The sequence below is a fragment of the Actinophytocola sp. genome, assembly GCF_035712165.1.
Classification (GTDB): domain Bacteria; phylum Actinomycetota; class Actinomycetes; order Mycobacteriales; family Pseudonocardiaceae; genus DASYTH01.
This window is the reverse complement of record NZ_DASTBH010000430.1, coordinates 1-21,987: the sequence shown is the minus strand read 5'-3', so window position 1 is coordinate 21,987 and position 21,987 is coordinate 1. Positions and strand designations below refer to the sequence as shown.

General features: G+C 71.3%; 24 protein-coding genes. 20 read left to right on the top strand and 4 right to left on the bottom strand.

Annotated features, from left to right (window positions below; genetic code table 11):
• Positions 1–68: 68 nt before the first annotated feature.
• Positions 69–263 carry a DUF397 domain-containing protein gene (locus tag VFO68_RS23825; RefSeq protein ID WP_325160589.1) on the top strand — a complete coding sequence of 65 codons (195 nt, stop codon included), beginning with the start codon at positions 69–71 and terminating at the stop codon, positions 261–263.
• Positions 250–570 (top strand): hypothetical protein, encoded by a 321-nt coding sequence (locus tag VFO68_RS23820; protein WP_325160588.1) that lies wholly within the window; start codon positions 250–252, stop codon positions 568–570. The genes VFO68_RS23825 and VFO68_RS23820 overlap by 14 nt, the downstream gene beginning before the upstream one ends.
• Here the strand turns inward: VFO68_RS23820 and VFO68_RS23815 are convergent.
• Positions 539–1,105, bottom strand: a complete 567-nt coding sequence (locus tag VFO68_RS23815) for a Uma2 family endonuclease (RefSeq protein ID WP_325160587.1) — start codon at positions 1,103–1,105, stop codon at positions 539–541. The two genes, VFO68_RS23820 and VFO68_RS23815, sit on opposite strands and share 32 nt — an antisense overlap.
• Positions 1,106–1,356: 251 nt before the next feature.
• Here VFO68_RS23815 and VFO68_RS23810 point away from each other — a divergent pair, with 251 nt between their 5' ends.
• The 4 genes from VFO68_RS23810 to VFO68_RS23795 all read left to right on the top strand — a co-directional run bounded on the left by VFO68_RS23810 (position 1,357) and on the right by VFO68_RS23795 (position 5,101).
• On the top strand, positions 1,357–2,097 hold the full coding sequence (locus tag VFO68_RS23810) for an alpha/beta hydrolase (protein ID WP_325160586.1): 741 nt from the start codon (positions 1,357–1,359) through the stop codon (positions 2,095–2,097).
• A gap of 39 nt (positions 2,098–2,136) precedes the next feature.
• Positions 2,137–3,135: a bifunctional oligoribonuclease/PAP phosphatase NrnA gene (locus tag VFO68_RS23805; RefSeq protein WP_325160592.1), complete on the top strand. Its 999-nt coding sequence runs from the start codon at positions 2,137–2,139 to the stop codon at positions 3,133–3,135.
• Positions 3,136–3,226: 91 nt separating this feature from the next.
• A complete protein-coding gene (locus tag VFO68_RS23800; protein ID WP_325160585.1) occupies positions 3,227–4,342 on the top strand; it encodes a sn-glycerol-3-phosphate ABC transporter ATP-binding protein UgpC in 1,116 nt (371 codons plus the stop codon).
• Between the two features lie 48 nt (positions 4,343–4,390).
• Entirely contained in the window at positions 4,391–5,101 is a 711-nt protein-coding gene (locus VFO68_RS23795; protein WP_325160584.1) for an MOSC domain-containing protein, read from the top strand.
• Between the two features lie 8 nt (positions 5,102–5,109).
• On the opposite strand, the gene VFO68_RS23790 is transcribed toward VFO68_RS23795, so the two are convergent.
• On the bottom strand, positions 5,110–5,562 hold the full coding sequence (locus VFO68_RS23790) for a helix-turn-helix domain-containing protein (protein ID WP_325160591.1): 453 nt from the start codon (positions 5,560–5,562) through the stop codon (positions 5,110–5,112).
• A gap of 58 nt (positions 5,563–5,620) precedes the next feature.
• Here VFO68_RS23790 and VFO68_RS23785 point away from each other — a divergent pair, with 58 nt between their 5' ends.
• From VFO68_RS23785 to VFO68_RS23775, 3 genes are all read left to right on the top strand, one after another.
• Complete coding sequence (locus VFO68_RS23785; RefSeq protein WP_325160583.1) at positions 5,621–6,109, top strand: GNAT family N-acetyltransferase; 489 nt, start codon at positions 5,621–5,623, stop codon at positions 6,107–6,109.
• Between the two features lie 68 nt (positions 6,110–6,177).
• Complete coding sequence (locus VFO68_RS23780; protein ID WP_325160582.1) at positions 6,178–7,803, top strand: tannase/feruloyl esterase family alpha/beta hydrolase; 1,626 nt, start codon at positions 6,178–6,180, stop codon at positions 7,801–7,803.
• A gap of 82 nt (positions 7,804–7,885) precedes the next feature.
• Positions 7,886–8,248 (top strand): YciI family protein, encoded by a 363-nt coding sequence (locus tag VFO68_RS23775; RefSeq protein WP_325160581.1) that lies wholly within the window; start codon positions 7,886–7,888, stop codon positions 8,246–8,248.
• A gap of 44 nt (positions 8,249–8,292) precedes the next feature.
• Here VFO68_RS23775 and VFO68_RS23770 read toward each other — a convergent pair whose 3' ends face one another.
• Positions 8,293–9,057 (bottom strand): MBL fold metallo-hydrolase, encoded by a 765-nt coding sequence (locus VFO68_RS23770; protein WP_325160580.1) that lies wholly within the window; start codon positions 9,055–9,057, stop codon positions 8,293–8,295.
• Positions 9,058–9,097: 40 nt separating this feature from the next.
• Positions 9,098–9,619, bottom strand: a complete 522-nt coding sequence (locus VFO68_RS23765) for a CGNR zinc finger domain-containing protein (RefSeq protein ID WP_325160579.1) — start codon at positions 9,617–9,619, stop codon at positions 9,098–9,100.
• A 69-nt stretch (positions 9,620–9,688) separates the two neighbouring features.
• Here VFO68_RS23765 and VFO68_RS23760 point away from each other — a divergent pair, with 69 nt between their 5' ends.
• From VFO68_RS23760 to VFO68_RS23710, 11 genes are all read left to right on the top strand, one after another.
• Positions 9,689–11,005 (top strand): MATE family efflux transporter, encoded by a 1,317-nt coding sequence (locus tag VFO68_RS23760; protein WP_325160578.1) that lies wholly within the window; start codon positions 9,689–9,691, stop codon positions 11,003–11,005.
• A gap of 138 nt (positions 11,006–11,143) precedes the next feature.
• A complete protein-coding gene (locus tag VFO68_RS23755) occupies positions 11,144–12,412 on the top strand; it encodes an MFS transporter (protein WP_325160577.1) in 1,269 nt (422 codons plus the stop codon).
• Positions 12,413–12,422: 10 nt separating this feature from the next.
• Complete coding sequence (truB, locus tag VFO68_RS23750; RefSeq protein WP_325160576.1) at positions 12,423–13,304, top strand: tRNA pseudouridine(55) synthase TruB; 882 nt, start codon at positions 12,423–12,425, stop codon at positions 13,302–13,304.
• Between the two features lie 17 nt (positions 13,305–13,321).
• Complete coding sequence (locus VFO68_RS23745) at positions 13,322–14,308, top strand: bifunctional riboflavin kinase/FAD synthetase (RefSeq protein ID WP_325160575.1); 987 nt, start codon at positions 13,322–13,324, stop codon at positions 14,306–14,308.
• A 110-nt stretch (positions 14,309–14,418) separates the two neighbouring features.
• Entirely contained in the window at positions 14,419–14,898 is a 480-nt protein-coding gene (locus tag VFO68_RS23740; protein ID WP_325160590.1) for a helix-turn-helix transcriptional regulator, read from the top strand.
• Positions 14,899–14,929: 31 nt separating this feature from the next.
• Positions 14,930–15,469, top strand: coding sequence for an RNA 2',3'-cyclic phosphodiesterase (thpR, locus tag VFO68_RS23735; RefSeq protein WP_325160574.1), 540 nt, complete (start codon positions 14,930–14,932; stop codon positions 15,467–15,469).
• Between the two features lie 131 nt (positions 15,470–15,600).
• On the top strand, positions 15,601–15,870 hold the full coding sequence (rpsO, locus tag VFO68_RS23730; protein ID WP_325160573.1) for a 30S ribosomal protein S15: 270 nt from the start codon (positions 15,601–15,603) through the stop codon (positions 15,868–15,870).
• A 208-nt stretch (positions 15,871–16,078) separates the two neighbouring features.
• Positions 16,079–18,307 (top strand): polyribonucleotide nucleotidyltransferase, encoded by a 2,229-nt coding sequence (locus VFO68_RS23725; RefSeq protein WP_325160572.1) that lies wholly within the window; start codon positions 16,079–16,081, stop codon positions 18,305–18,307.
• On the top strand, positions 18,304–19,641 hold the full coding sequence (locus tag VFO68_RS23720; protein WP_325160571.1) for a pitrilysin family protein: 1,338 nt from the start codon (positions 18,304–18,306) through the stop codon (positions 19,639–19,641). Before VFO68_RS23725 ends, VFO68_RS23720 begins: the two co-directional genes overlap by 4 nt.
• A complete protein-coding gene (gene dapB / locus VFO68_RS23715) occupies positions 19,638–20,408 on the top strand; it encodes a 4-hydroxy-tetrahydrodipicolinate reductase (RefSeq protein WP_325160570.1) in 771 nt (256 codons plus the stop codon). Before VFO68_RS23720 ends, dapB begins: the two co-directional genes overlap by 4 nt.
• 127 nt (positions 20,409–20,535) lie before the next feature.
• Positions 20,536–21,843 carry a GGDEF domain-containing protein gene (locus VFO68_RS23710; RefSeq protein WP_325160569.1) on the top strand — a complete coding sequence of 436 codons (1,308 nt, stop codon included), beginning with the start codon at positions 20,536–20,538 and terminating at the stop codon, positions 21,841–21,843.
• Positions 21,844–21,987: the final 144 nt, after the last annotated feature.

Below are 21,987 nucleotides of genomic sequence, written 5' to 3'. Positions count from 1 at the left end.
CATTGCGCTGGACCAGCAGCAATCGCGCGCCATGATCGCTGACCTGGGCGCGCGGCGAGAGGATCACGATGAGCACCGCCCTCCGCTGGAGGAAGAGTTCCCGGACGGGTTCCGCTGACTGCGTGGAGTTGGCCTGGCCGGCCGCCATCCGCGACTCCAAGCACCCGGCCCCCACCCTGCGTGCCGCCCTCGCCCCCCTCATCGCCGCCGTCAAGTCTGGTGCGCTCGACCCCAGGAGAACTCCGCCCGATGCCTGGTCCTGACCTACCCGAGCCGACCGAACTATTCGACATCGACGTCTGGCTGCACCGTTGGCCGACCGGCACCTACAAGGCCGAGCTGTGGCTCGGCGTGCTGGTTTTCTCCGGCGAGTTCGACCATCGTGACGTCGAAATCGCCCGAGGTGCCTACCCCGGCCGGCAGGTCGTGCTCAACGAAGACGGCGGCATCGAGATCCACCCCGCCAGCGACACCCCACCGCCGTCGATCTTCGGGCGTGACGACTCCCCGTGGTCGCGGCCGTCCGGCATGCACCCCGTTACGGATTCAGCTCCGCCGGATCGAACGTGATCGGTACCGGGGCCGCCCGGCGAATCGTGACCCGCTCACCCGGCCGGGCCGAGACCTCCGGCACGTACCGGCCTTTCTCCAGGTATTGCGCGATCACTCGGCCCTTGTCGATCTCCCAGAAAGCCGGCACTCCCGCATCCGCGTAGCCGACCCTCTTGTCTTCGCGGTCCCTGCGGCTGTTACCCGGCGACCAGATCTCGACGATCAGGGCCACCTGGTGTGGCTTGAAGCTCGCACCGATGGGCTTGTCATTCAGCACGACCAGGTCCGGAATGGCCGCCGTTCGCCAGCCGGTGCTGACCTCGATTCCGAGCGCGGAATGCACGTAGAGATCCGACCGCCCGGCGGCCCGGATCGCGTACTTGATCACCTCGCGCAGCTCGTCGCTGGCGTACTGGTGCTCGCCGGTGGGGGGTGGGGTCACGTGGAGATGTCCGTAGAGGAGTTCGAGGCGGGATCCGTCGGGTGGGGGGTCGAGCTTTGACCACTCCGCCACCGTCGTGGGGCCGATGGGGTGCTCGACAGCACTCGTCACGCCTCTCACCTCCTCTTATGCGCTCACGGACAGTGTCGCATATCTCCAATTTGGGTGTCGGGGCCCGCGCGGGGGCAGGCTTCGGTAACCTCTTCGTGACCTTGCGGCGAGCGCCGGTGGTGGTGACAGTGACAGGTTCGGGCCGTTTACCGCGTCGAGGCTTCATGCTTGGGGGCCTCGGTGCCGGAATCGTTGCCCTGCAAGGGTGTTCCTCGCAGGCCGGGGGAGCGCCGGGAAGCCAGCCGGCCGGCTTGACCGCCGAGTCGCTGACCGTCGCCAGCACCGCGCGCCCGGATCCGGTGAGCATCGAGCAGGTGCATTCGCCGGCCCGGGGGACACCCGTCGACCTGGTCACCATCCGGCCGGCGAACGCCGCGAGCGCCCGGCTGCCGGTGTGCCTGGCCCTGCATGGCCGCAGCGCCAACGCAAAGGTGTTCCTCGATCTCGGAGTTCCGGAAGCGCTCAACGCGGTCACCGCCGCGGGCGCGAAGCCGTTCGCGGTCGTGTCCGTCGACGGCGGGGACAGCTACTGGGTGGCCAAGACGCCCAGCGACGACCCGCAGAAGATGCTGACCGACGATCTGCCGGCGTGGCTGGTCAACCGCGGCTTCGCCACCACCCCCTTCGCCGTGCTGGGCATCTCCATGGGCGCATACGGCGCGCTGAACTACGCCCGCAACCCCGGCCTGAACGCGGTCGCAGCGATCAGCGGCGCGCTGTTCGAGAGCTGGCCGGAAGCCAGGTCCCGCAACGCCTTCTCCAACGAGGCCGAGTGGGAGGCCACCGAGCCGCTGCGGCACGTGGACGCGATCAAGGCCGACCGGCTGGGCGTGTGGTGCGGGGAGAGCGACCCGTTCGTCAACCAGGCCCGGCGGCTGATCGACCTGGCCCATCCGCGTGTGTCGGACATCAGCGCAGGCGGGCACACCGACACCTACTGGCGCCGCATCCTTCCCGATGTGTTGCGGTTCGTGGCCGACGCGTTGCCCTGACCGGCCCGGCTTCGGGCACGTGGCGGCGCCGAATGCGATATTGGACCGGTGGCCGTTGATGATCTGAGCACGGCGGCGGAACTGCTCCGGGCCGCCACCGATGTCACACTGCTCGCCCACGTCAACCCGGACGCCGACGCACTCGGCAGCGCTCTGGCACTCGGCACCGCACTGCGCAGGCGCGGCGCGACGGTGCGGGTCTCCTTCGGCATGCCGGCCGAGATTCCCCGTTCACTGCGCGACCTGGACCCGGAGGGCCTGTTCGTGCCCGCGGCCGAACTGCCGATGTCGGCCGGGTTGCTGGTGGCGCTGGACACCGGCAGCCAGTCCCGGTTGGGCCGGCTGGCCGACCGGGTGCCGGCGACGGTCGCGGCCGGTGGTCACGTCCTGGTGGTCGACCATCACGCGTCGAACACCGGGTTCGGCACCCACCACGTCGTCGACGAGCGCGCCGAGGCCACCGTGGTGCTGGTGCTGCGGCTGCTCGACGAACTGGGCACCGAACTGGACCCGCACCTCGCCCGGTGCCTCTACGCCGGTCTGGTCATGGACACCAGCATGTTCCGCCGGGCCCGGCCGGAGACCCACCGGATGGCTGCCCGCCTGCTCGACGCCGGCGTCGACGCCGAGGACCTGACCAGGAAGCTGGCCGACAGCCATCCGTTCTCCTGGTGCCGGATGCTGTCGGCGGTGCTGGGTCGGGCCCGCCTCGAGCCGGACTCGGCCGGCGGGTTCGGACTGGTCTATACCACTGTCCGGTTGGCCGACATGGACGGCGTCGGCCTGGAAGAGGTGGAGAGCGTGGTGGACATCGTGCGCACCACGGTCGAGGCCGAGGTTGCCGCCGTGCTCAAGGAGGTGGCGCCCGGGCGCTGGTCCGGGTCGCTGCGCGCGGCCGGGAAGGTCGACGTGTGCGCGGCGGCCCTGCGGCTCGGCGGCGGCGGCCACCGGCTCGCCGCCGGGTTCACCGCGCCGGGCTCGGAAGACGACATCGTCGCTGCTCTGCGTGCCGCGCTGGCCGAGCCCGTGCTCATCTGAACCGATCGTGGTGTTACTCCACGTTGTGTTCTAGATTGTGCATTGCTTGCCGGATGATTCCCCGGTCAGCCCCAACGAGGAGGACTAGACCATGGCGACCGTGACCTTCGAGGGCGCGACCCGCTTCTACTCCGGCAACGACAAGCCGGCTGTCGACAACCTGGACCTCGAGGTCGCGGACGGTGAGTTCCTCGTCCTGGTCGGCCCGTCCGGCTGCGGCAAGTCGACGACGCTGCGGATGCTGGCCGGCCTGGAGGGCGTGGACGCGGGCAGCGTGCGGATCGGCGAACGCGACGTGACCAACCTGCCGCCCAAGGACCGGGACATCGCCATGGTGTTCCAGAACTACGCGCTGTACCCGCACATGACCGTCGCGGACAACATCGGCTTCCACCTGAAGATCAAGAAGGTGCCGAAGACGGAGCGCATGGAGCGGGTGCGCGAGGCCGCCGCCCTGCTCGACCTGGAGCCTTACCTGGAGCGCAAGCCGGCCAAGCTGTCCGGTGGTCAGCGCCAGCGGGTCGCCATGGGCCGGGCCATCGTGCGCCGCCCGCAGGTGTTCTGCATGGACGAGCCGCTGTCCAACCTGGACGCCAAGCTGCGGGTGCAGACCCGCACGCAGATCGCCTCGCTGCAGCGCAGGCTGGGCGTCACGACGATCTACGTGACGCACGACCAGGTCGAGGCCATGACCATGGGCGACCGGGTGGCGGTGCTCAAGGACGGCATCCTGCAGCAGTGCGACACCCCGATCGGCCTGTTCGGCAAGCCGCGCAACCTGTTCGTCGCCGGCTTCATCGGATCGCCCGCCATGAACCTGATCCCCTCGACGGTCACCGGTGAGCACGCCGAGATCGGCGGTCAGATCATCGAGTTGACCCCGGCTCAGCGGTCCGCGCTGACCGGCGACAGCGTGGTGGTCGGCATCCGGCCCGAGGGCTGGGACCTGCGGTCTCCCAACGAGGGCGTGGCGGCGACCGTGGAGGTCGTGGAGGAGTTGGGCAGCGACCAGTTCCTCTACTGCACCGCCAACACCCAGATGGTCACCGCCGACGAGGTCGCCGACCAGGCCGAGGTGCCGCACGCGATCACCGTGCGCGCCGCCGGCATGTCGCACTGGCAGCGCGGCGAGAAGATCGGCCTGGTGCCGCAGCCGGGTGCGGTGCACCTGTTCGACGCCGAGACCGGCGATCGCCTCCCCGACTGACCCCACTCGAAGGCAATGTCACATTCCGCTCCTGCTCCGGAGCGCAATGTGACATTGCTGTCTTTCGGGGTGGTTGAGCGGCTGTGGCGCTACCCGGTCAAGTCGACCGGCGGGGAGCGCGTCGACCGGGTGGCGGTGGAGTTCCGCGGACTCGCCGGCGACCGGTTGTGGGCGGTGCGGGACGCGGCCGGCAAGTTCGGTTCGGGCAAGAGCACCCGGCGGTTTCGGCACATGCCCGGGCTGCTCCGGCTCGGCTCCCGGTATGCGGATGGGCGCGACCGGCCGGAGGTGCTCGACGTGGACGGGCGGCCGGTGCCCGACCCCGACGCCTACCTGCGCGCCTACCTGCGCCGGGACGACGTGATGCTGGCTCGCGAGGGCGAGATCTCGCATTTCGACCAGCAGCCGCTGAGCGTGCTGTCCACCGCGACGCTGGACTGGGTGCGGCGGGCGGTGCCGGGCGTCGCGGTCGACGAGCGCCGGTTCCGGCCGAACATCCTGGTGCGCACCCCGGCGGGCACCCCACCTTTCGTCGAGGACACCTGGCTCGGCCGCACGGTCGGCATCGGCGGCGCCCGGATCGAGTTCGTCGACTCCAGCGAGCGGTGCGCCATGGTCAACCACGACCAACCCGGCCTGCCGCACTCGCCGCTGGTGCTCCGCGCGGTCGCCGCCGGCCACGACAACCGACTCGACGCCCTGGCCCGCGTGCTGGTCCCCGGTGAGGTCGGCGTCGGCGACCCCGTCGTGCCCGGTTAGCGCCTGCCCTACTCGCGCATCGGGCGCACCTCGCGGGCGCTGGGCACCTGGTGGCCGTCGGCGCACACCAGGGAGACGTGCACCTCGGCGCCGCAGTCATGATGGGCGAGCACGACGGTCGGACCGCTGTCGTCGGCCAGGTACTTGTCGCCCCACTGGAGCAGCCCGACCAGCACGGGGTAGAGGTCCAGACCCTTGCGGGTCAGCCGGTACTCGTGCCGCTGTCGCTGGCCGGGGTCCTGGTAGGGCACCCGCCGCAGCAGGCCGTTGTCGACCAGGTGGGCGAGCCGCGCGGAGAGCACCTGCCGGGGCGCGCCGGTGTTCTGCTGGATGTCGTCGAACCGGCGCACGCCGCTGAACGCCTCACGCAGCACCAGCATGGTCCACCGTTCGCCGAGCAGGTCGACCGCGCGCGCGATCGAACAGTCAACCGGGCGGTAACGCGGCGCGAGTTGTTTCATCACATCTTCATGCTAAGTCTAGTTGACATACCCAGCAATCGTCCGACAGTCTGAGTGCGTGATTCAAACTCAGGTGTCCGTCCGCGCGGCCACGGAGGGGGACGCGGAGGCGGTTCGCACCTTCCTCGCCGGCCTGTCGGCCAGCGCGCAGTACCAACGCTTCTTCACCGGCCTCGGCTCCGTCTCGCCGAGCCTGGTCCGGGAACTGGTCGCGGTGCGTCCGCACCAGAACGTCGTGCTCGCCCTGTGCGGAACCGACGTGATCGGCCACGCGATGGCCTCCACCAACCGGTCCGGCGCCGTCGAGCTCGGCGTCGTCGTCAGCGAGGACCACCGGCACAAGGGCCTGGCCACCCGCCTGCTCGGCGAACTGCTGAACCGGGCCGTCCTGGCCGGCGCCGACCGGCTGCAACTCGACGTGCTCGGCGACAACGCGCTGGTGCTCGACTGGATCCGGCGCCGCCTGCCGGACACCGAGTTCGAGCGGGAGGGCAACACCCTCACCGGCTACGCGTCGCTCGCGGTCGCCGCCACGACTGCCGCGTAGGTCCGGTCGATTCGGCGCAGCGTCGTTCGACGCGTCAGTAGAAAACGCCTACTGGCAAGGAGAACGACATGCGACGCATCCTCACGGTGCTCGCCGCAGCCGCGGTCGCCATGACCGGGCTGGGCATCGGCGCCGGTGCCGCCACCGCCGGCCACACCATCGCTCCGGTGCGCGGTTGCGCGGAGTTGGCCGGGGACCACCCGACTCCCGGGGCGCCGGCACACGTCACCGCGGCCGAGGTCCGCGACGTCCCCGGTGCGCCCCGGCACTGTCTGGTCACCGGCTACGTCGAGCCGGCCGTGCGGTTCCAGCTCAAGCTGCCGCTGGCGACCTACACCGGGCGCTACCTGCAACTGGGCTGCCAGGGGCTGTGCGGAGCCATCTTCGACCCCGCCTTCCCGGAATGCGCGCCGCACGGCGGTGACGTCGCGGTGGCGGCCACCGACGACGGCCACGTCGGCCGGGCCGATCCCAACCCGTTCCTGGCGATCATGGACGGGACCTGGGCGGCGCACGACCAGGCCGCGCGGGACGACTTCTTCTACCGGGCGCCGCACGTGGTGTCGCTGGCCGCCAAGCGGATCATCACCACGTTCTACGGCGCGCCGCCCCGGCACTCCTACTTCGACGGCTGCTCCACCGGCGGCCGGGAAGGGCTGCTGCTCGCCCAGCGCTACCCACGGGACTTCGACGGGATCATCGCCGGCGCGCCGGCGCACGCCATGGGACCGCTCATGGGGCTGTACTTCACCTGGCTGTCCCGCACGCTGCTGGACCCGGCCGGCACGCCGGTGTTCAGCACGGCCAAGCTGACCGTCCTGCACGACGGCGTGCTGACCGCGTGCGACCGGCTGGACGGGCTGGCCGACCGGGCGATCGAGGACCCGCGCGCCTGCCGGTTCGACCCGGGGGAGCTGGGGTGCCCGGCCGGTGACGCACCGGACTGCCTGACCGCGGCGCAGGTCGCCACCGCGCGGACGCTCTACACCGGACCGGTCGACGCGGGCGGCCGGCGGCTCTACCCGGGCTGGGAGTCGCGCGGCTCGGAACTGGCCTGGGACGGCGTCCGCTTCCTGCCGCCGCTGCCCGACAACTACCTGCGCCACGTCGGCTTCCCGATCGGCACGCCGCACTCCTCGCAGGCCGAGTTCCCGATCACCGTCGACGGGCTGAACCGGCTGACCGCCGAAGGCGTCAAGGGCAACGCGATGAGCCTGGACCTGTCCGCGTTTCGCCGGGCCGGCGGCAAGCTGATCATGTGGCACGGCTGGGACGACCAGTCGATCCCGGCCGTGGGCAGCGTGGACTACTACGCCCGGCTGGCCGCCCGCAACGGCGGGTCGGCCGCGACGGCCCGGTGGGCCCGGCTGTTCCTGGTGCCGACGATGTACCACTGCGCCACCGGCGGCTACGGCCTCACCGAGTTCAGCCCGTTCGCCGAGCTGGTCGGCTGGGTCGAGGGCGGCCACGCGCCGGACCGGATCGTCGCGGCCGGACGTGACCCCGGAACCGGTGCGGTGACCCGCACCCGGCCGGTGTTCCCGTACCCGCTGCGGGCCGCCTACGACGGCAGCGGCAGCGTGGACGACGCCGCCAACTTCCGGCCGGCTCCGCCACTCGTCTCGCCGGCACACGATGTGATCGACTGGGCGGGCAGCTACCTGCATGCCATCCCGGGACCGGTGGCCCGCTGAAAAAAGTTCGGGGGTGTGTCGATCCGGCCGTGCCCCGCTCGACGCGTTGGCAGAAGTTCGACAACAGGCTAAGGAGAAGACGATGCGGTTCATGACGATGGTCAAGGGTCCCGAGAACGCCGGTCCGCCGCCGCAGGCGCTGATGGAGGCGATCGCCGAACTGGGCAGGGAAGCGACCAAGGCGGGCGTGCTGGTCGAGTCCGGCGGACTGGGCCCGAGCGCGCTGGGCGCCCGGATCCGCCTGTCCGGCGGCAAGCTGAGCTTCACCGACGGCCCGTTCAGCGGGACCAAGGAGCTCATCGGCGGGTATGCGGTCTACGAGGTGAAGTCCCGCGAGGAGGCGCTCGAGTGGGCCCGCCGCTTCATGGAGGCACACCGCGAGACCTGGCCCGGCTGGGAAGGCGAAACCGAGATCCGGCAGGTCTTCACGCCCGACGACGTCTGATCCCCTTTGGCAGGCGCCCCGCCCCGGCGGGGCGCCTGCCCGCGTCAGGACAGCGGGGTGAAGGGGATGGGGAAGTGGGCGGTGGCGACGGTGGCGCCGGGGGAGCCGCGGAGTTCGTCGAGAAGGGTGGCGCGGGTGGCGGCGGCCTGGGTGGGGTCGGTGTCGTAGCGGTAGGTGATCCGGGGGTTGCGTAGTTGCACGGGGTGCAGGATCAGGTCGCCGGTGAGGGTGAGCGGGCCGACCCGGACGACCTGGTGGCCGGGAGTGTGGCCGGGGGTGTGCCGCACCCGGATGCCGGGCAGCACCTCGGCGTCGCCGTCGACGACGTCGAGGTGGTCGGCCAGCGGGGTGAGGACGTAGTCGCGGACCGGGCCGGTGACCCAGTCGACCTCGGCGCGCTGCAGGACGTAGCGGGCGCCGGGGAACGCCGGGGCGACGCCGTCGGTGGCGCCGCTGGCGTGGTCGCTGTGCAGGTGGGTGAGGACCACCACGTCGATGTCGGCGGGAGCGACGCCGGCGGCGGCGAGCTCACCGGTCAGGCTGCCGGGCACCGGAGCCCAGCTGGCGGCGGGGGAGTCGAGACCGCCGATCCCGGTGTCCACCAGGACGGTGCGGCCGCGCCGGTCGCGCAGCAGGTAGCAGTGGAAGTGCAGGACCCACTCCGGGTCGGGAGTGCCGGCCCAGTCCTCGGGGGCGGCGCCGGGAAAGAGCTCGGGCAGCGGGCGGCGCAGGCTGGGGCCCATGGGGCCGGACCCGTCGCACAGCGGGATCACCTCGACGTCGGCGACCGTGATCGGCTCGTGGTGCATGGCGTGATCCTGCCAGACCAGGAAAGTCCACAGAGGACGGTCAGCGGCGGCGGGAGCGGAACGCGGCGACGTGGACGCGGTTGGCGCACCGGGCGGAGCAGAAGCGCTTGGCCTGGTTGGTGGAGGTGTCCAGGAAGTAGTTGGCGCAGTCCTCGGCGGCGCAGTGGCCCCAGCGGGTCAGGCCGTACCGCACGATGCCCTGCGCCAGTCCCCAGGACGCGGCGGCCGCCACCTCGGTGGCCGGCGACTCGGCCGGGTCGGCGACGTGCACGTGCCAGTGCGGGGCCGCCTCGTCGTGGCCGGCGGAGAGCCGGGGCCGCAACGGGTGCGCGGCCAGCAGGGCATTGGTCTCGCGCAGCACCCGGTCCCGGTCGGCGGCCACCGCTGCGGCGAGCACCCGGCGCAGCGCGGCGGCCACCGCGCCCAGGATGACCAGGTCGGACGCGGTGATCCGGTCGGCCCACCACGGCTCGTCGTGCAGCGCGGATCGAACCGCTTCGACGTCGTCCCCGGGGGCGTTCGCCAGTCGCAGTGCCACGTCCAGGTAACTGGCATTGTCCATGTGCAGTCCTTACGACTAAGCTCCAGCAGTCAGGGGCATATCCACTGAGAGCACCTTACCGGAGGGGTCATGGCGCAGGACACCACGCGGAGCGGGTCGCTGCGCCAGGTCACCGGGCTCGCGCTGCCGGCCCTGGCCGTGCTGGCCGCCGAGCCGCTCTACGTGCTGGTGGACACGGCCGTGGTCGGCCACCTCGGGGTGGTGCCGCTGGCCGCGCTCGCGGTCGCCGGCACGGTGCTCGCCCAGCTGTCCACCACGCTGACCTTCTTCTCCTACGGCACCACGGCGCGGGCCGCCCGCCTGCACGGCGCCAACCGGCGCGCCGACGCGGTGGTCGAGGGCGTCCAGGCGAGTTGGCTCGCGCTGGCCGCCGGGCTGCTGCTGATCATCGTCGGCCAGGTCTTCGCCGGCCCGATCGTGCGGCTGCTGTCCGGTTCCGGCGCGGTGGCCGACGCCGCGGTCGGCTGGCTGCGGATCGCGCTGCTCGGCACCCCGTTCATCCTGCTCACCATGGCCGGCAACGGCTGGATGCGCGGCGTGCAGGACACCGCCCGCCCGCTGCGCTATGTGTTGGCGGGCAACGGAATCTCGGCGGTGCTGTGCCCGGTTCTGGTCTACGGCGCGGATCTCGGGCTGACCGGTTCGGCGATCGCCAACGTGGCCGCGCAGGTGATCGCCGCCGGGATGTTCGTCCGGGCCCTGGTCAGCGAGCGGGTCCCGCTGCGCCCGGTGCCGGCGCTGATCCGCGCGCAGCTCGGCATCGGGCGCGACCTCATGCTGCGCACGCTGGCGTTCCAGGTCTGCTACATCTCCGCGACCGCCGTCGCCGCGCACACCTCGGCGGCGACCGTCGGCGCGCACCAGGTGGTACTGCAGTTGTGGGTGTTCGTGGCGCTGCTGCTCGATGCCGTGGCGATCGCCGCGCAGTCGCTGGTGGGCGCCGCGCTCGGCGCCGGCGAGGGCGCCGAGGCGCGCGAACTGGCCTACCGGCTCACCCGCTACGGCCTCGTCTTCGGCGTGCTCTGCGCGATCGTGTTCACGCTGCTCGCGCCGGTGCTGCCCGCGGTGTTCACCTCGGACCCGGCGGTGCTCGCCGAGATTCCGCACGCCTGGTGGTTCTTCGTTGCCCTGCAACCGATCGGGGGCGTCGTGTTCGCTCTGGACGGGGTGCTGCTCGGCGCCGGGGACGCCGGCTTCATGCGTAACTCCACATTGGTCGCGGCGGGGTTCGGTTTCCTGCCGGTGGTCTGGACGACCAACGCGTTCGGCTGGGGGCTGGCCGGAATCTGGCTGGCGCTGACCGCGTTCCTGCTGGTCCGTCTGGCGGCCGTGCTGATCCGGCTGCGCGGCGGGCGGTGGGCCGTGGTCGGCGCCGTGCGGGCGTGACCCAGCGCACGGTTAGGTTAGCTAACAATCGGCCCTGAGCTGCCGTTATACCCCTCGGATGAGCTTTCTCTAGTTGCGAAGGGGTTGCTGGCTTTGCCTTCCGCCAAGCCAAGTCGTCGAGCGTTGGTCATCTGGTCGATGGGCGTGCTGGTCTATGTCCTGGCCATGTTCCACCGAACTTCGCTGGGGGTGGCGGGACTCGAGGCCATCGACCGGTTCCACGTGGGACCGGCGGCGCTGGGCATGTTCACCGTGCTGCAGGTCGGTCTCTACGCGCTGATGCAGGTCCCGACCGGACTGTTGGTCGACCACTTCGGACCGCGCCGCGTGCTGACCGCCGCCGCCCTGCTGATGGGCACCGGCCAGTTGATGTTCGCGATGGCCGCCACCTACCCGCTCGGACTCGCCGCGCGCGCCGTGCTCGGCATCGGCGACGCGATGACCTTCGTCAGCGTGCTGCGCCTGGTCGCCGCGCACTTCCCGCCCCGGCGCTACGCCGCGCTCGTCGCGGTGACCGGAACGCTCGGCGCGCTCGGCAACCTGGCCGCCACCGTCCCGCTCACCCTGCTGCTCGGCCATGCCGGCTGGACGACCACCTTCGCCGTGGCCGGCGCCGTCACCGTCGCCTACGCGGCCGTGGCCGCGCTGCGGCTGCGCGACGTGCCGGCGGGCACGGTGCTGACCGAGGCCCGGCCGGCGGTGTCACTGCGCAAGGTGCACGCCGACGTCACCCGGTCCTGGAACGTGCCCGGAACCCGGCTGGGCTTCTGGGTGCACTTCTCGACCATGTTCGGTCCGGCCGTGCTCGGCCTGCTGTGGGGCTTCCCGTACCTGGTGGAGGCACAGGGGCTCACCCCCGGCGTCGCCGGCTCGGTGCTCAGCGTGCTGGTGCTCGGCGTGCTGGTGGGCGGCCCGCTCGTGGGCACGGTGACCGGTCGCCACCCGCGGTGGCGAATGCCGTTCGTGATCGGCTACCTGGTCAGCGCGCTGGCCACCTGGACGGTGCTGCTCGGCTGGCCGGGCGGGCATGTGCCGCTGGCTGTGCTGGTCCTGGCCTTCGGATGGCTGTCCATCGGCGGGCCCGCCTCCGGCATCGGCTTCGCCCTGGCCCGGGACTACAACCCGATGCGCCGGATGAGCACGGCCAGCGGCGTGGTGAACGTGGGCGGCTTCGTGGCCACCACGGTCTCGGCGCTGGCGATCGGCCTGCTGCTGGACCTGACCGGCTCGTTCCGGATCGCGCTGCTGTCCGTGGCCGCGCTGCTGGTGCTCGGCTGCTGGCGCACCATGGTGTGGTGGCGCCGGGCCCGGGCCGCGGTCTTCGCCGCCCAGGAGCGCGGCGAGGAGGTCCCGGTCCCGTTGCCCCGGCGGCGCCGCTGGGACGTCGAGGCAGCCCTCGCCGCCTAGGATTCGCGCCGTGCAGCAACCGGGTCTCATCATCATCGACAAGCCGGACGGGATGACCTCCCATGACGTGGTCGCCCGGGTCCGGCGGATCATGGGCACCCGCAAGGTCGGGCACGCCGGAACGCTCGACCCGATGGCGACCGGCGTGCTGGTGCTCGGCATCGAACGGGCCACCAAGCTCCTCGGCCATCTCGCCCTGGACCGCAAGGCCTACCTGGCCACGATCAAGCTCGGCGCGTCGACCACCACCGACGACGCCGAGGGCACCCCGCTGTCCGCAGTGGACAGTCCGGAAACCGTTCCGGACACGGACATCCGGGCCGGAATCGCCAAGCTCACCGGGTCCGTCGAGCAGGTGCCGAGCGCGGTGAGCGCGGTCAAGATCGCCGGCAAGCGCGCCTACGCCCGGGTGCGTGCCGGGGAGCAGGTCGACATTCCGGCCCGGCCGGTCGAGGTGTACCGGTTCGATCTCCTGGAGACCCGCCGGGCGCCCGGGTCGCTGGAACTCGACGTGCTGGTCGAGTGCTCGTCCGGCACCTACGTCCGGGCCCTGGCCCGCGACCTCGGCGCCGGCCTCGCGGTCGGCGGCCACCTCACCGCCCTGCGCCGCACGATGGTCGGGCCGTTCGGCCTGAAGCTGGCCCGGACCCTCGATGCGCTCGCCGCCGATCCGGCCCTGTCCCTGGACCTGGACGCCGCGGTCACCGCCGCCTTCCCGCGCCGCGAGGTCGACCGGGACCGCGCCGCCGCGCTCACCCACGGGCAGCGGCTGCCGGCCGGCGGGATCGCCGGAACCTATGGGGTGTTCGACCCGGACGGGCACGCGGTGGCGCTGGTGGTGGACGACGGGCCGACCGCCCGGCCGCTGGTCGTGCTCACTCCGGCCGGTTGACCGATAGGCTCATGGCTGTGCAGCGATGGCGTGGACTGGAGAGCCTGCCGGGGGGTTGGGGCCGCTGCGTGTTGACCATCGGGGTGTTCGACGGCGTGCACCTCGGCCATCAGGAGCTGATCCACCGGGCGGTGTCGCTGGCCCACGACCGCGGTGTGCCCAGCGTGCTGCTCACCTTCGACCCGCACCCGTCCGAGGTGGTGCGCCCGGGCAGCCATCCGGCGCAGCTCACCACCCTGCGTCGCAAGGCCGAACTGGTCGAAGGGCTCGGCATCGACGTGTTCTGCGTGCTGCCGTTCACTCCGGAGCTGTCCAAGATGCCGGCCGACGAGTTCGTGCACGAGGTGCTGGTGGACAAGCTGCACGTGGCCGCCGTGGTGGTGGGGGAGAACTTCGCCTTCGGCCACCGCGCGGCCGGCAATGTGGCCTTGCTCACCCAGCTCGGGCACCGGTTCGGCTACGTGACCGACGGGGCCAAGCTGATCACGGTGCCGAACGCGAAGCCGGGCGACGAGATCACGTTCTCGTCCACCTACATCCGGGCCTGCATCGACGCCGGCGACGTCAGCGCCGCCGGGGCGGCGCTGGGCCGGCCGCACCGGCTGGAGGGCATCGTCGTGCGCGGCGACCGGCGGGGCCGGGAACTGGGCTTCCCGACCGCCAACCTGTCCACCCCGCGGTATGCCGCCGTCCCCGCCGACGGCGTCTACGCCTGCCGGTTCTCCCTGCTCGGCGCCGCGGACCAGGCGGCTCGGGCGGCCGCCGTCTCGGTCGGCACGAACCCGACCTTCTCCGGCCGGGAGCGCCGGGTGGAGGCGTTCGTGCTGGACGTCGAGGCCGACTTCTACGGCCAGCGGGTGGGGATCGACTTCGTCGAGCGGCTGCGCGGCATGGAGCGGTTCGATTCCAGCGAGGCGCTGGTCGAGCAGATGCACCGGGACGTGGCGCAGACCCGGGCGCTGCTCGACCCAGGCGGCGCAACGCCGAAGGGCCGTTCGGGGTAACGGCTCGCGGGGAGGGGTCAGACTGTCCGTTTTTCCCACCCCCGCTGCCGTGAACTGGCAAGATGCGAGGGACTGACCTGCGATGAGGGCGTTCGGTGGGAGAGGTGGCCGTGGAGGACCACAAGATCGTCCAACGGAACCTCGCGCTGCAGCGCGAATGGTACGGCGAGCCGTTGGGAGATCGGGTTCGTCGGCTGGTCGTCGCCTTCGACGTCTCGCAGGCCAACCTGGCCGACGTTCTGGGGATCAGCGCGCCGATGCTCAGCCAGGTGATGAGCGGCCGCCGGGCCAAGATCGGCAATCCGGCCGTGCTGGCTCGGCTGATCATGCTGGAGCGCAAGGTGCTCACGCCCGACGTGGCCTCCGGCAAGCGCGAGGCGCTGCAGCGTGCCCTGGACGACGTCCGCGCGTCCAAACCCTCGGTGACCAGGGACAACCTTCCGGTCGACATCGGCCGCACGGATCGGGTCGCGGTCGCCGCACTGCGCCGCGTGGCCGATCCCGGGGACCTGACCGCCGCCGCCGACATGCTCAACGGCAAGTTCCCGGACATCGCCGAGTTGTTGCGCCGGGCCGGCCGGCCGCACTGACCCGCACGTCTCGCCTGGAGGCTAGGACGCTGTGCCTCGACTCTTCTCCGCGGTCGAGCTGCCCGACTACGTGGCGGCGGACCTGGAGGCCCGACTGGACAAGGTGCGCGCCGACGCCGACGCACTGCGCTGGTTGGCATCCGGTAGCTGGCACATCACGATGGGCTTCTACGGCAACCGGGAGCACGCCGACCGGCGCGGCGCCTGGCTGCGCAGACGAGCCGCCGGGCTCGCCGCGCCGCGGATCCGGCTGGCCGGCGCCGGTGGGTTTCCCGGCGTGCTGTGGATCGGGGTGGACCCGTCGAGCATGGCGGCCGAACGCGCCCTGCGGGCCGTGGCCGCCGCGGCCCGGCCGGAGGAGGAGGGCGACGACTACCGCCCGCACGTGACGGTGGCGCGGTGGCGCCGGGGCCCGGACCGCAACCCGCTGGCCGAGCGGGCCACCCTGGCGCTCGGCGACTACTCCGGCCCGTGGTGGGTGCCGCCGGAGCTGGTGCTGTTCTCCAGCCAGCTCAAGCCGGACGGTCCGGTGTACTCGGCGGTGGAGCGGGTCCCGCTGACCGTGTCCTGATCGCGAGCGTCGTTTACCACCTGGTAACGTTGTCGGTTGGGTTCGGCTGCAGTCCGTGGCGGCCAGACCATCTTCACCTGCCTGACCAGGCAGAACATTTCACGGTACAGCTACATCTGAGGAGAAGACGAGTGGCGCTGTCCACTGAGCAGAAGAAGAACATTCTCGGCGATTACGGGCTGCACGCGACCGACACCGGTTCGCCGGAGGCCCAGGTGGCGATGCTGACCAAGCGCATCAGCGACCTGACCGAGCACCTCAAGGTGCACAAGCATGATCACCACTCGCGGCGTGGTCTGCTGCTGCTGGTCGGCCGCCGTCGCCGGCTACTCAACTACCTGACCAAGGTGGACATCGAGCGCTACCGGTCGCTGATCCAGCGGCTCGGTCTGCGCCGCTAGCAAGCTGAAGAGGGGAGTGGCCCGACCAGGCCACTCCCCTCGCCACATAAGAACAACGAACCAGGCACGCGCGCCGCGTGGAGGACCTCTTCGCCGGTCCTCGGTAGTGGTTTCCGGGTGTGAGACCCCCCGGGAACTTCGATCGAAGACCGGCCTCGTCTTCGGCCGCGCCCCGGCGCAGTGCCCGGACATGACGAGGAGAAATACTTTGACCGACTTCAGCGAACCTGGAGTGCACGAGACCGTCGCCGAGATCGACAACGGCAAGTACGGAAAACGCACGGTCCGGTTCGAGACCGGCCGGCTCGCCCGGCAGGCCGCCGGCAGCGTCGTCGCCTATCTCGACGACGACACCATGCTGCTGTCCGCCACCACGGCGTCCAAGCAGCCCAAGGAGCACTTCGACTTCTTCCCGCTCACCGTGGACGTCGAGGAGCGGATGTACTCGGTGGGCCGCATCCCCGGCGCCTTCTTCCGCCGCGAGGGCCGGCCGTCCACCGACGCGGTGCTGGCCTGCCGGCTGATCGACCGCCCGCTGCGGCCGTCCTTCGTGGACGGCCTGCGCAACGAGATCCAGGTCGTGGTGACGGTGATGAGCCTGAACCCGGCCGACCTCTACGACGTGGTCGCGATCAACGCCGCGTCCGCCTCGACCCAGCTCGCGGGCCTGCCGTTCTCCGGTCCGGTCGGCGGCGTGCGGGTGGGGCTGATCGACGGCCAGTGGGTCGCCTTCCCGACCCACGAGCAGCTTGAGACCGCCGTGTTCGACATGGTGGTCGCCGGCCGGGTGGTCGGCTCCGACGTGGCGATCATGATGGTCGAGGCCGAGGCCACCGAGAAGGTGATCGAGCTGATCGGCTCCGGCGCCCAGGCTCCGACCGAGGAGATCGTCGCCTCCGGCCTGGAGGCGGCCAAGCCGTTCATCCGGGCGCTGTGCCAGGCCCAGCAGGAGTTGGCCGACAAGGCGGCCAAGGCGACCGGTGAGTTCCCGCTCTTCCCGCCCTACCAGGACGACGTCTTCCAGGCCGTCGAGCAGGCGGTGGCGGCGGACCTGGCCCAGGCGCTGACGATCGCCGGCAAGTCGGAGCGCGAGACCCGGCTCGACGAGATCAAGGCCTCGGTGCTGGAGCGGCTGGTCGCGGACGAGACGTTCGAGGGCCGGGAGAAGGAGATCGGCGCCGCGTTCCGGTCGGTGAACAAGAAGCTGGTCCGGCAGCGCATCCTGCGTGACAAGGTGCGCATCGACGGTCGCGGGCTCACCGACATCCGGCAGCTGTCCGCCGAGGTCGCCGTGGTGCCCCGGGCGCACGGCTCGGCGCTGTTCGAGCGCGGCGAGACCCAGATCATGGGTGTCACCACGCTGAACATGCTGCGCATGGAGCAGCAGATCGACTCGCTGTCGCCGGAGACGCACAAGCGCTACCTGCACCACTACAACTTCCCGCCGTACTCCACCGGTGAGACCGGCCGGGTCGGTTCGCCCAAGCGGCGCGAGATCGGGCACGGCGCGCTCGCCGAGCGTGCTCTGGTTCCCGTGCTGCCCAAGCGGGACGAGTTCCCCTACGCGATCCGCCAGGTGTCCGAGGCGCTGGGCTCCAACGGGTCCACGTCGATGGGCTCGGTGTGCGCGTCCACCCTGGCGCTGCTCAACGCCGGCGTGCCGCTCAAGGCTCCGGTGGCCGGCATCGCGATGGGCCTGGTCTCCGACGAGGTGGACGGCCAGACCCGCTACGTGGCGCTGACCGACATCCTCGGCGCCGAGGACGCGTTCGGCGACATGGACTTCAAGGTGGCCGGCACCAAGGAGTTCGTCACCGCGCTGCAGTTGGACACCAAGCTGGACGGCATCCCGTCCGAGGTGCTGGCCCAGGCGCTGGCCCAGGCCAAGGACGCCCGGCTGACCATCCTCGAGGTGCTGGCCGAGGCGATCGACAAGCCGGACGAGATGAGCCCGTACGCGCCGCGCGTGACGAGCGTGAAGATCCCGGTCGACAAGATCGGCGAGGTGATCGGGCCGAAGGGCAAGATGATCAACTCGATCACCGAGGAGACCGGCGCCGACATCTCCATCGAGGACGACGGCACGATCTACGTCGGCGCCGCGGACGGTCCGTCCGCCGAGGCCGCCATCCAGCGGATCAACGCCATCGCCAACCCGCAGCTGCCCAAGGTGGGCGAGCGGTTCCTCGGCACGGTGGTCAAGACCGCCGCGTTCGGCGCGTTCGTCTCGCTGCTGCCCGGCAAGGACGGTCTGGTGCACATTTCCAAGCTGGGCAACGGAAAGCGCATCGGCAAGGTCGAGGACGTGGTCAAGGTCGGCGACAAGCTCCGGGTGGAGATCGCCGACATCGACCAGCGCGGCAAGATCAGCCTCGTGCCGGTCAAGGACGAGGACGCCGCGCAGCCGGCCGAGGCCGAGACCCCGTCCACCCAGTGACGGCAGCTGAAAAGGGGAGCACGCGGGTTCTGGAGCGCACGGCCGACGGCTGTGTGGTCAAGCGCACCGTGCTCCCCGGTGGGCTACGCGTGATCACCGAGCAGGTTCCCGGCGTGCGCTCCGCGTCGCTGGGAATCTGGGTCGGGGTCGGTTCACGGGACGAGAAGCCGGCGGTCGCCGGCGCCGCGCACTACCTGGAACACCTGCTGTTCAAGGGAACCAGGCGGCGCACGGCGGCCGGCATCGCGCAGGAGATCGACGCGGTCGGCGGCGAGCTCAACGCGTTCACCGCCAAGGAGCACACCTGCTACTACGCGCACGTCCTCGACGAGGATCTCGCGCTGGGCATGGATCTGGTGTGCGACGTGGTGTTCGACGCGCTGCTCGCCGAGTCCGATGTGGAGACCGAGCGCGGCGTGGTGCTCGAGGAGATCGCCATGCGCGACGACGATCCCGAGGACCTGCTGCACGACGCGTTCTGCGCCGCGCTGCTCGGCGACCACCCGCTCGGCCGGCCGGTGCTCGGCACCGAGAAGTCGATCACCGAGATGAGCCGGGCGGCGCTGTACGGCTTCTACCGCCGCCGCTACACCCCGCCGACGATGGTCGTCGCCGCGGCCGGCAACCTCAGCCACGGCGAGGTGCTCCGGCAGGTCCGGCGGCTGCTGCGGGACCGGTTGTCCGGCAACGGTTCCCCGGTGCTGCCGCGAGCCGGCCGGGCCCGGATCCCGGGTGCGGCCAAGCTGGTCGTGCACCCGGACGACACCGAGCAGGCGCACATGATGTTCGGTGTGCGCTCGCCGGACCGGCACGACGAGCGCCGCTGGACGCTCGGCGTGCTCAACACGGTGCTGGGCGGCGGCATGAGCTCCCGGCTGTTCCAGGAGGTTCGGGAGCGGCGGGGGCTCGCCTACCAGGTGTACTCGTCGGTGGCGTCCTACGCGGACACCGGGCACCTGTCCGTCTACACCGGATGCCAGCCGGACCGGCTCGGCGACGTGGCCCGGGTGGTGCACGAGGTGCTGTCCGGCATGGCCAGGGACGGCGTCACCGCCGACGAGGTGGCCAGGGCCAAGGGCCAGCTGCGCGGCAGCCTGGTGCTGGGACTGGAGGACACCAGCTCGCGGATGTCCCGGATCGGCAAGGCGGAGCTGTCCTACGCGCGGTACATGTCGGTGTCGCAGACCCTGGAGCGGATCGAGGCGGTCACCCCGGCGCAGGTCGGCGCGCTGGCCGGCGAGTTGCTGACCCGCCCCGTCGCGGCCGCGGTGGTCGGGCCCTACGCTCACGCCGACGACGTGCCGGGCGAGGTGCATGAGGTGATCGATCGATGACCGTGGCCAGGACCGAAGACAACCCGATCCGGGTCGGTGTGCTGGGGGCGCGCGGGCGGATGGGCGCCGAGGTGTGCCGGGCCGTCGAGGCCGCCGAGGACATGGAGATCGTCGCCATGGTGGACACCGGCGACTGGATGTTCGACCTCGCCGACGCCGGGGCCGAGGTGGTCGTCGACTTCACCCACCCCGACGTGGTGCTGGACAACATCCGGTTCTGCGTCGACCACGACATCCGGTGCGTGGTCGGCACCTCCGGCTTCGATCTGGCCAAGCTGGACACGGTGCGGCAGTGGCTGGAGCCCAAGCCCGAGCTCGGCGTGCTGGTCGCGCCGAACTTCGCGCTCGGCGCCGTGCTCGCGATGCGCTTCGCCCAGATGGCCGCCCGGTACTACGCCTCGGCGGAGATCGTCGAGCTGCACCACGACCGCAAGGCCGATGCCCCGTCCGGCACCGCGACCCACACCGCCCGGTTGATCACCGCCGCGCGGGCCGAGGCCGGTGTCGATCCGAAGCCGGACGCGACCACCTCCGAAGTGGAGGGCGCCCGGGGCGCGCGGCTCGGTGACGTGCGGGTGCACTCGGTGCGGCTGCCCGGTCTGGTGGCGCACCAGGAGGTGCTGTTCGGCGGCGACGGCGAGACGCTGTCCATCCGGCACGACTCCTTCGACCGCAAGGGCTTCATGCCGGGCGTGCTGCTCGGCGTCCGGTCGATCCTGAACCGCCCCGGTCTGGTCGTCGGCCTGGAGAGCCTGCTCGACGTCTGACCAGTACTGGTAACACGCCAACTGCACCTTGCGATAGGCCGGACGTCGCCGGTCTGCGGGCCGCGCGTCCGGTCGGTGACGCCCAACCGGATCCGCGTGGTTCCGATCTGGTCCAAGGTGGTCCGTCGTGACGGTTAGCTCGCTGGCCGTGCTGTCCCGGTATCCGGTGGTGTCCGGGCGGGTGCGGCTCGTCAGCCCGGCCGCGTGGTCGTTGTGGTCACAGCCGCGCCGGGTGATCGGCTATGTGCTCTTCGTGGACGTGGTCGCGGTGCTGATCACGCTGCTGACCGTGCTGCGCACCCCGGTGCCCCGGACGAATCTGGGGATCTTCGCGCTGCTGCTGGTGTTCAGCCTCGGTTTCGGCGAGGCGTCCCGGCCGGTGGAGCGCATGCACCGGCGGTACCTGCGCACGCCCTTCATGGACCTCAACTCGGTGTGGATCTTCGCCGCGGCGCTGCTGCTGCATCCGGTGCTGGCCGCCACGGTGATCCTGGTGCTGCACCTGCACCGGTGGGTGCGGGTCGCGCACCGGGCCGTGCACCGGGTGACCTTCAGCGCCGCCGCCCAGGTCGGTTCGGTGCTCGCGACCACCGGGGTGCTCGTGCTGACCGGGTACTACCAGGACTTCGGTGCGCTGCCACGGGATCTGGCCGGGTTCGGTGTGGTGGTCGCCGCCGGCGCGGTGTTCCTGGTGGTGAACAGCGTCCTGGTGGGCGCGGTGGTGGCGCTGTCGATCGCCAACCCGAACCTGCGCCGGGTCACGCCGGACTGGGGCGACTACGGGCTGGAGGGGGCGACCCTCGCCCTCGGCGGGTTGCTGGCCTGGACGCTGGTGGACTGGCCGGCGATGGCGCTGGCGATCGTGGGCGTGACCCTGGTGCTGCACGGCCGGGTGCTGATCCGCCAGTTGCGCGAGGCGGCCCGCACCGACCCCAAGACCGGGCTGCTGAACCCCACCGCGTGGTACGACGCCGCGCGCCGGGAACTGGAGCGGGCCGGGCGGCACGGCACCACCGTCGGGGTGCTGATCATCGACCTCGATCACTTCAAACAGGTCAACGACGATCACGGCCACCTGGTCGGCGACGAGGTGCTGGTCGCCGTGGCCAAGGCGATCAACGGCCAGGTGCGCGGCTACGACCTGGTCGGCCGGTTCGGCGGGGACGAGTTCGTGGTGCTGCTCCCCGGCATCGCGGGCGCCGACCTGGCGGCCGTGGCCGAGCGCATTCGCGGCACCATCGCCACGCTGGTCCTGAACACCACCGGCTCGCACGGCGTGGTCCCGTTCCGCGGCCAGACCGCGTCGATCGGGGTGGCCCTCTTCCCCCGCCACGGCGACGCGCTCGACGCCATCCTCCGGGCCGCCGACGGCGCCCTGTTCGACGCGAAATCCGGCGGCCGGGACCGCGTCCACCAGGCCCCGCACGCCCCCTGACCCGTCCGCGGGGCGCGGGCTCCGGCGGGCGATCCAGGTTTTCGATGATCCATTCGCGGAGATCAGCTACTCCGTTCGGGCCCTATCCAATCCCGTACGAGCCAGTAGCGTGCTTTCTGTCAGTACATAACCAACTCCCGTCTG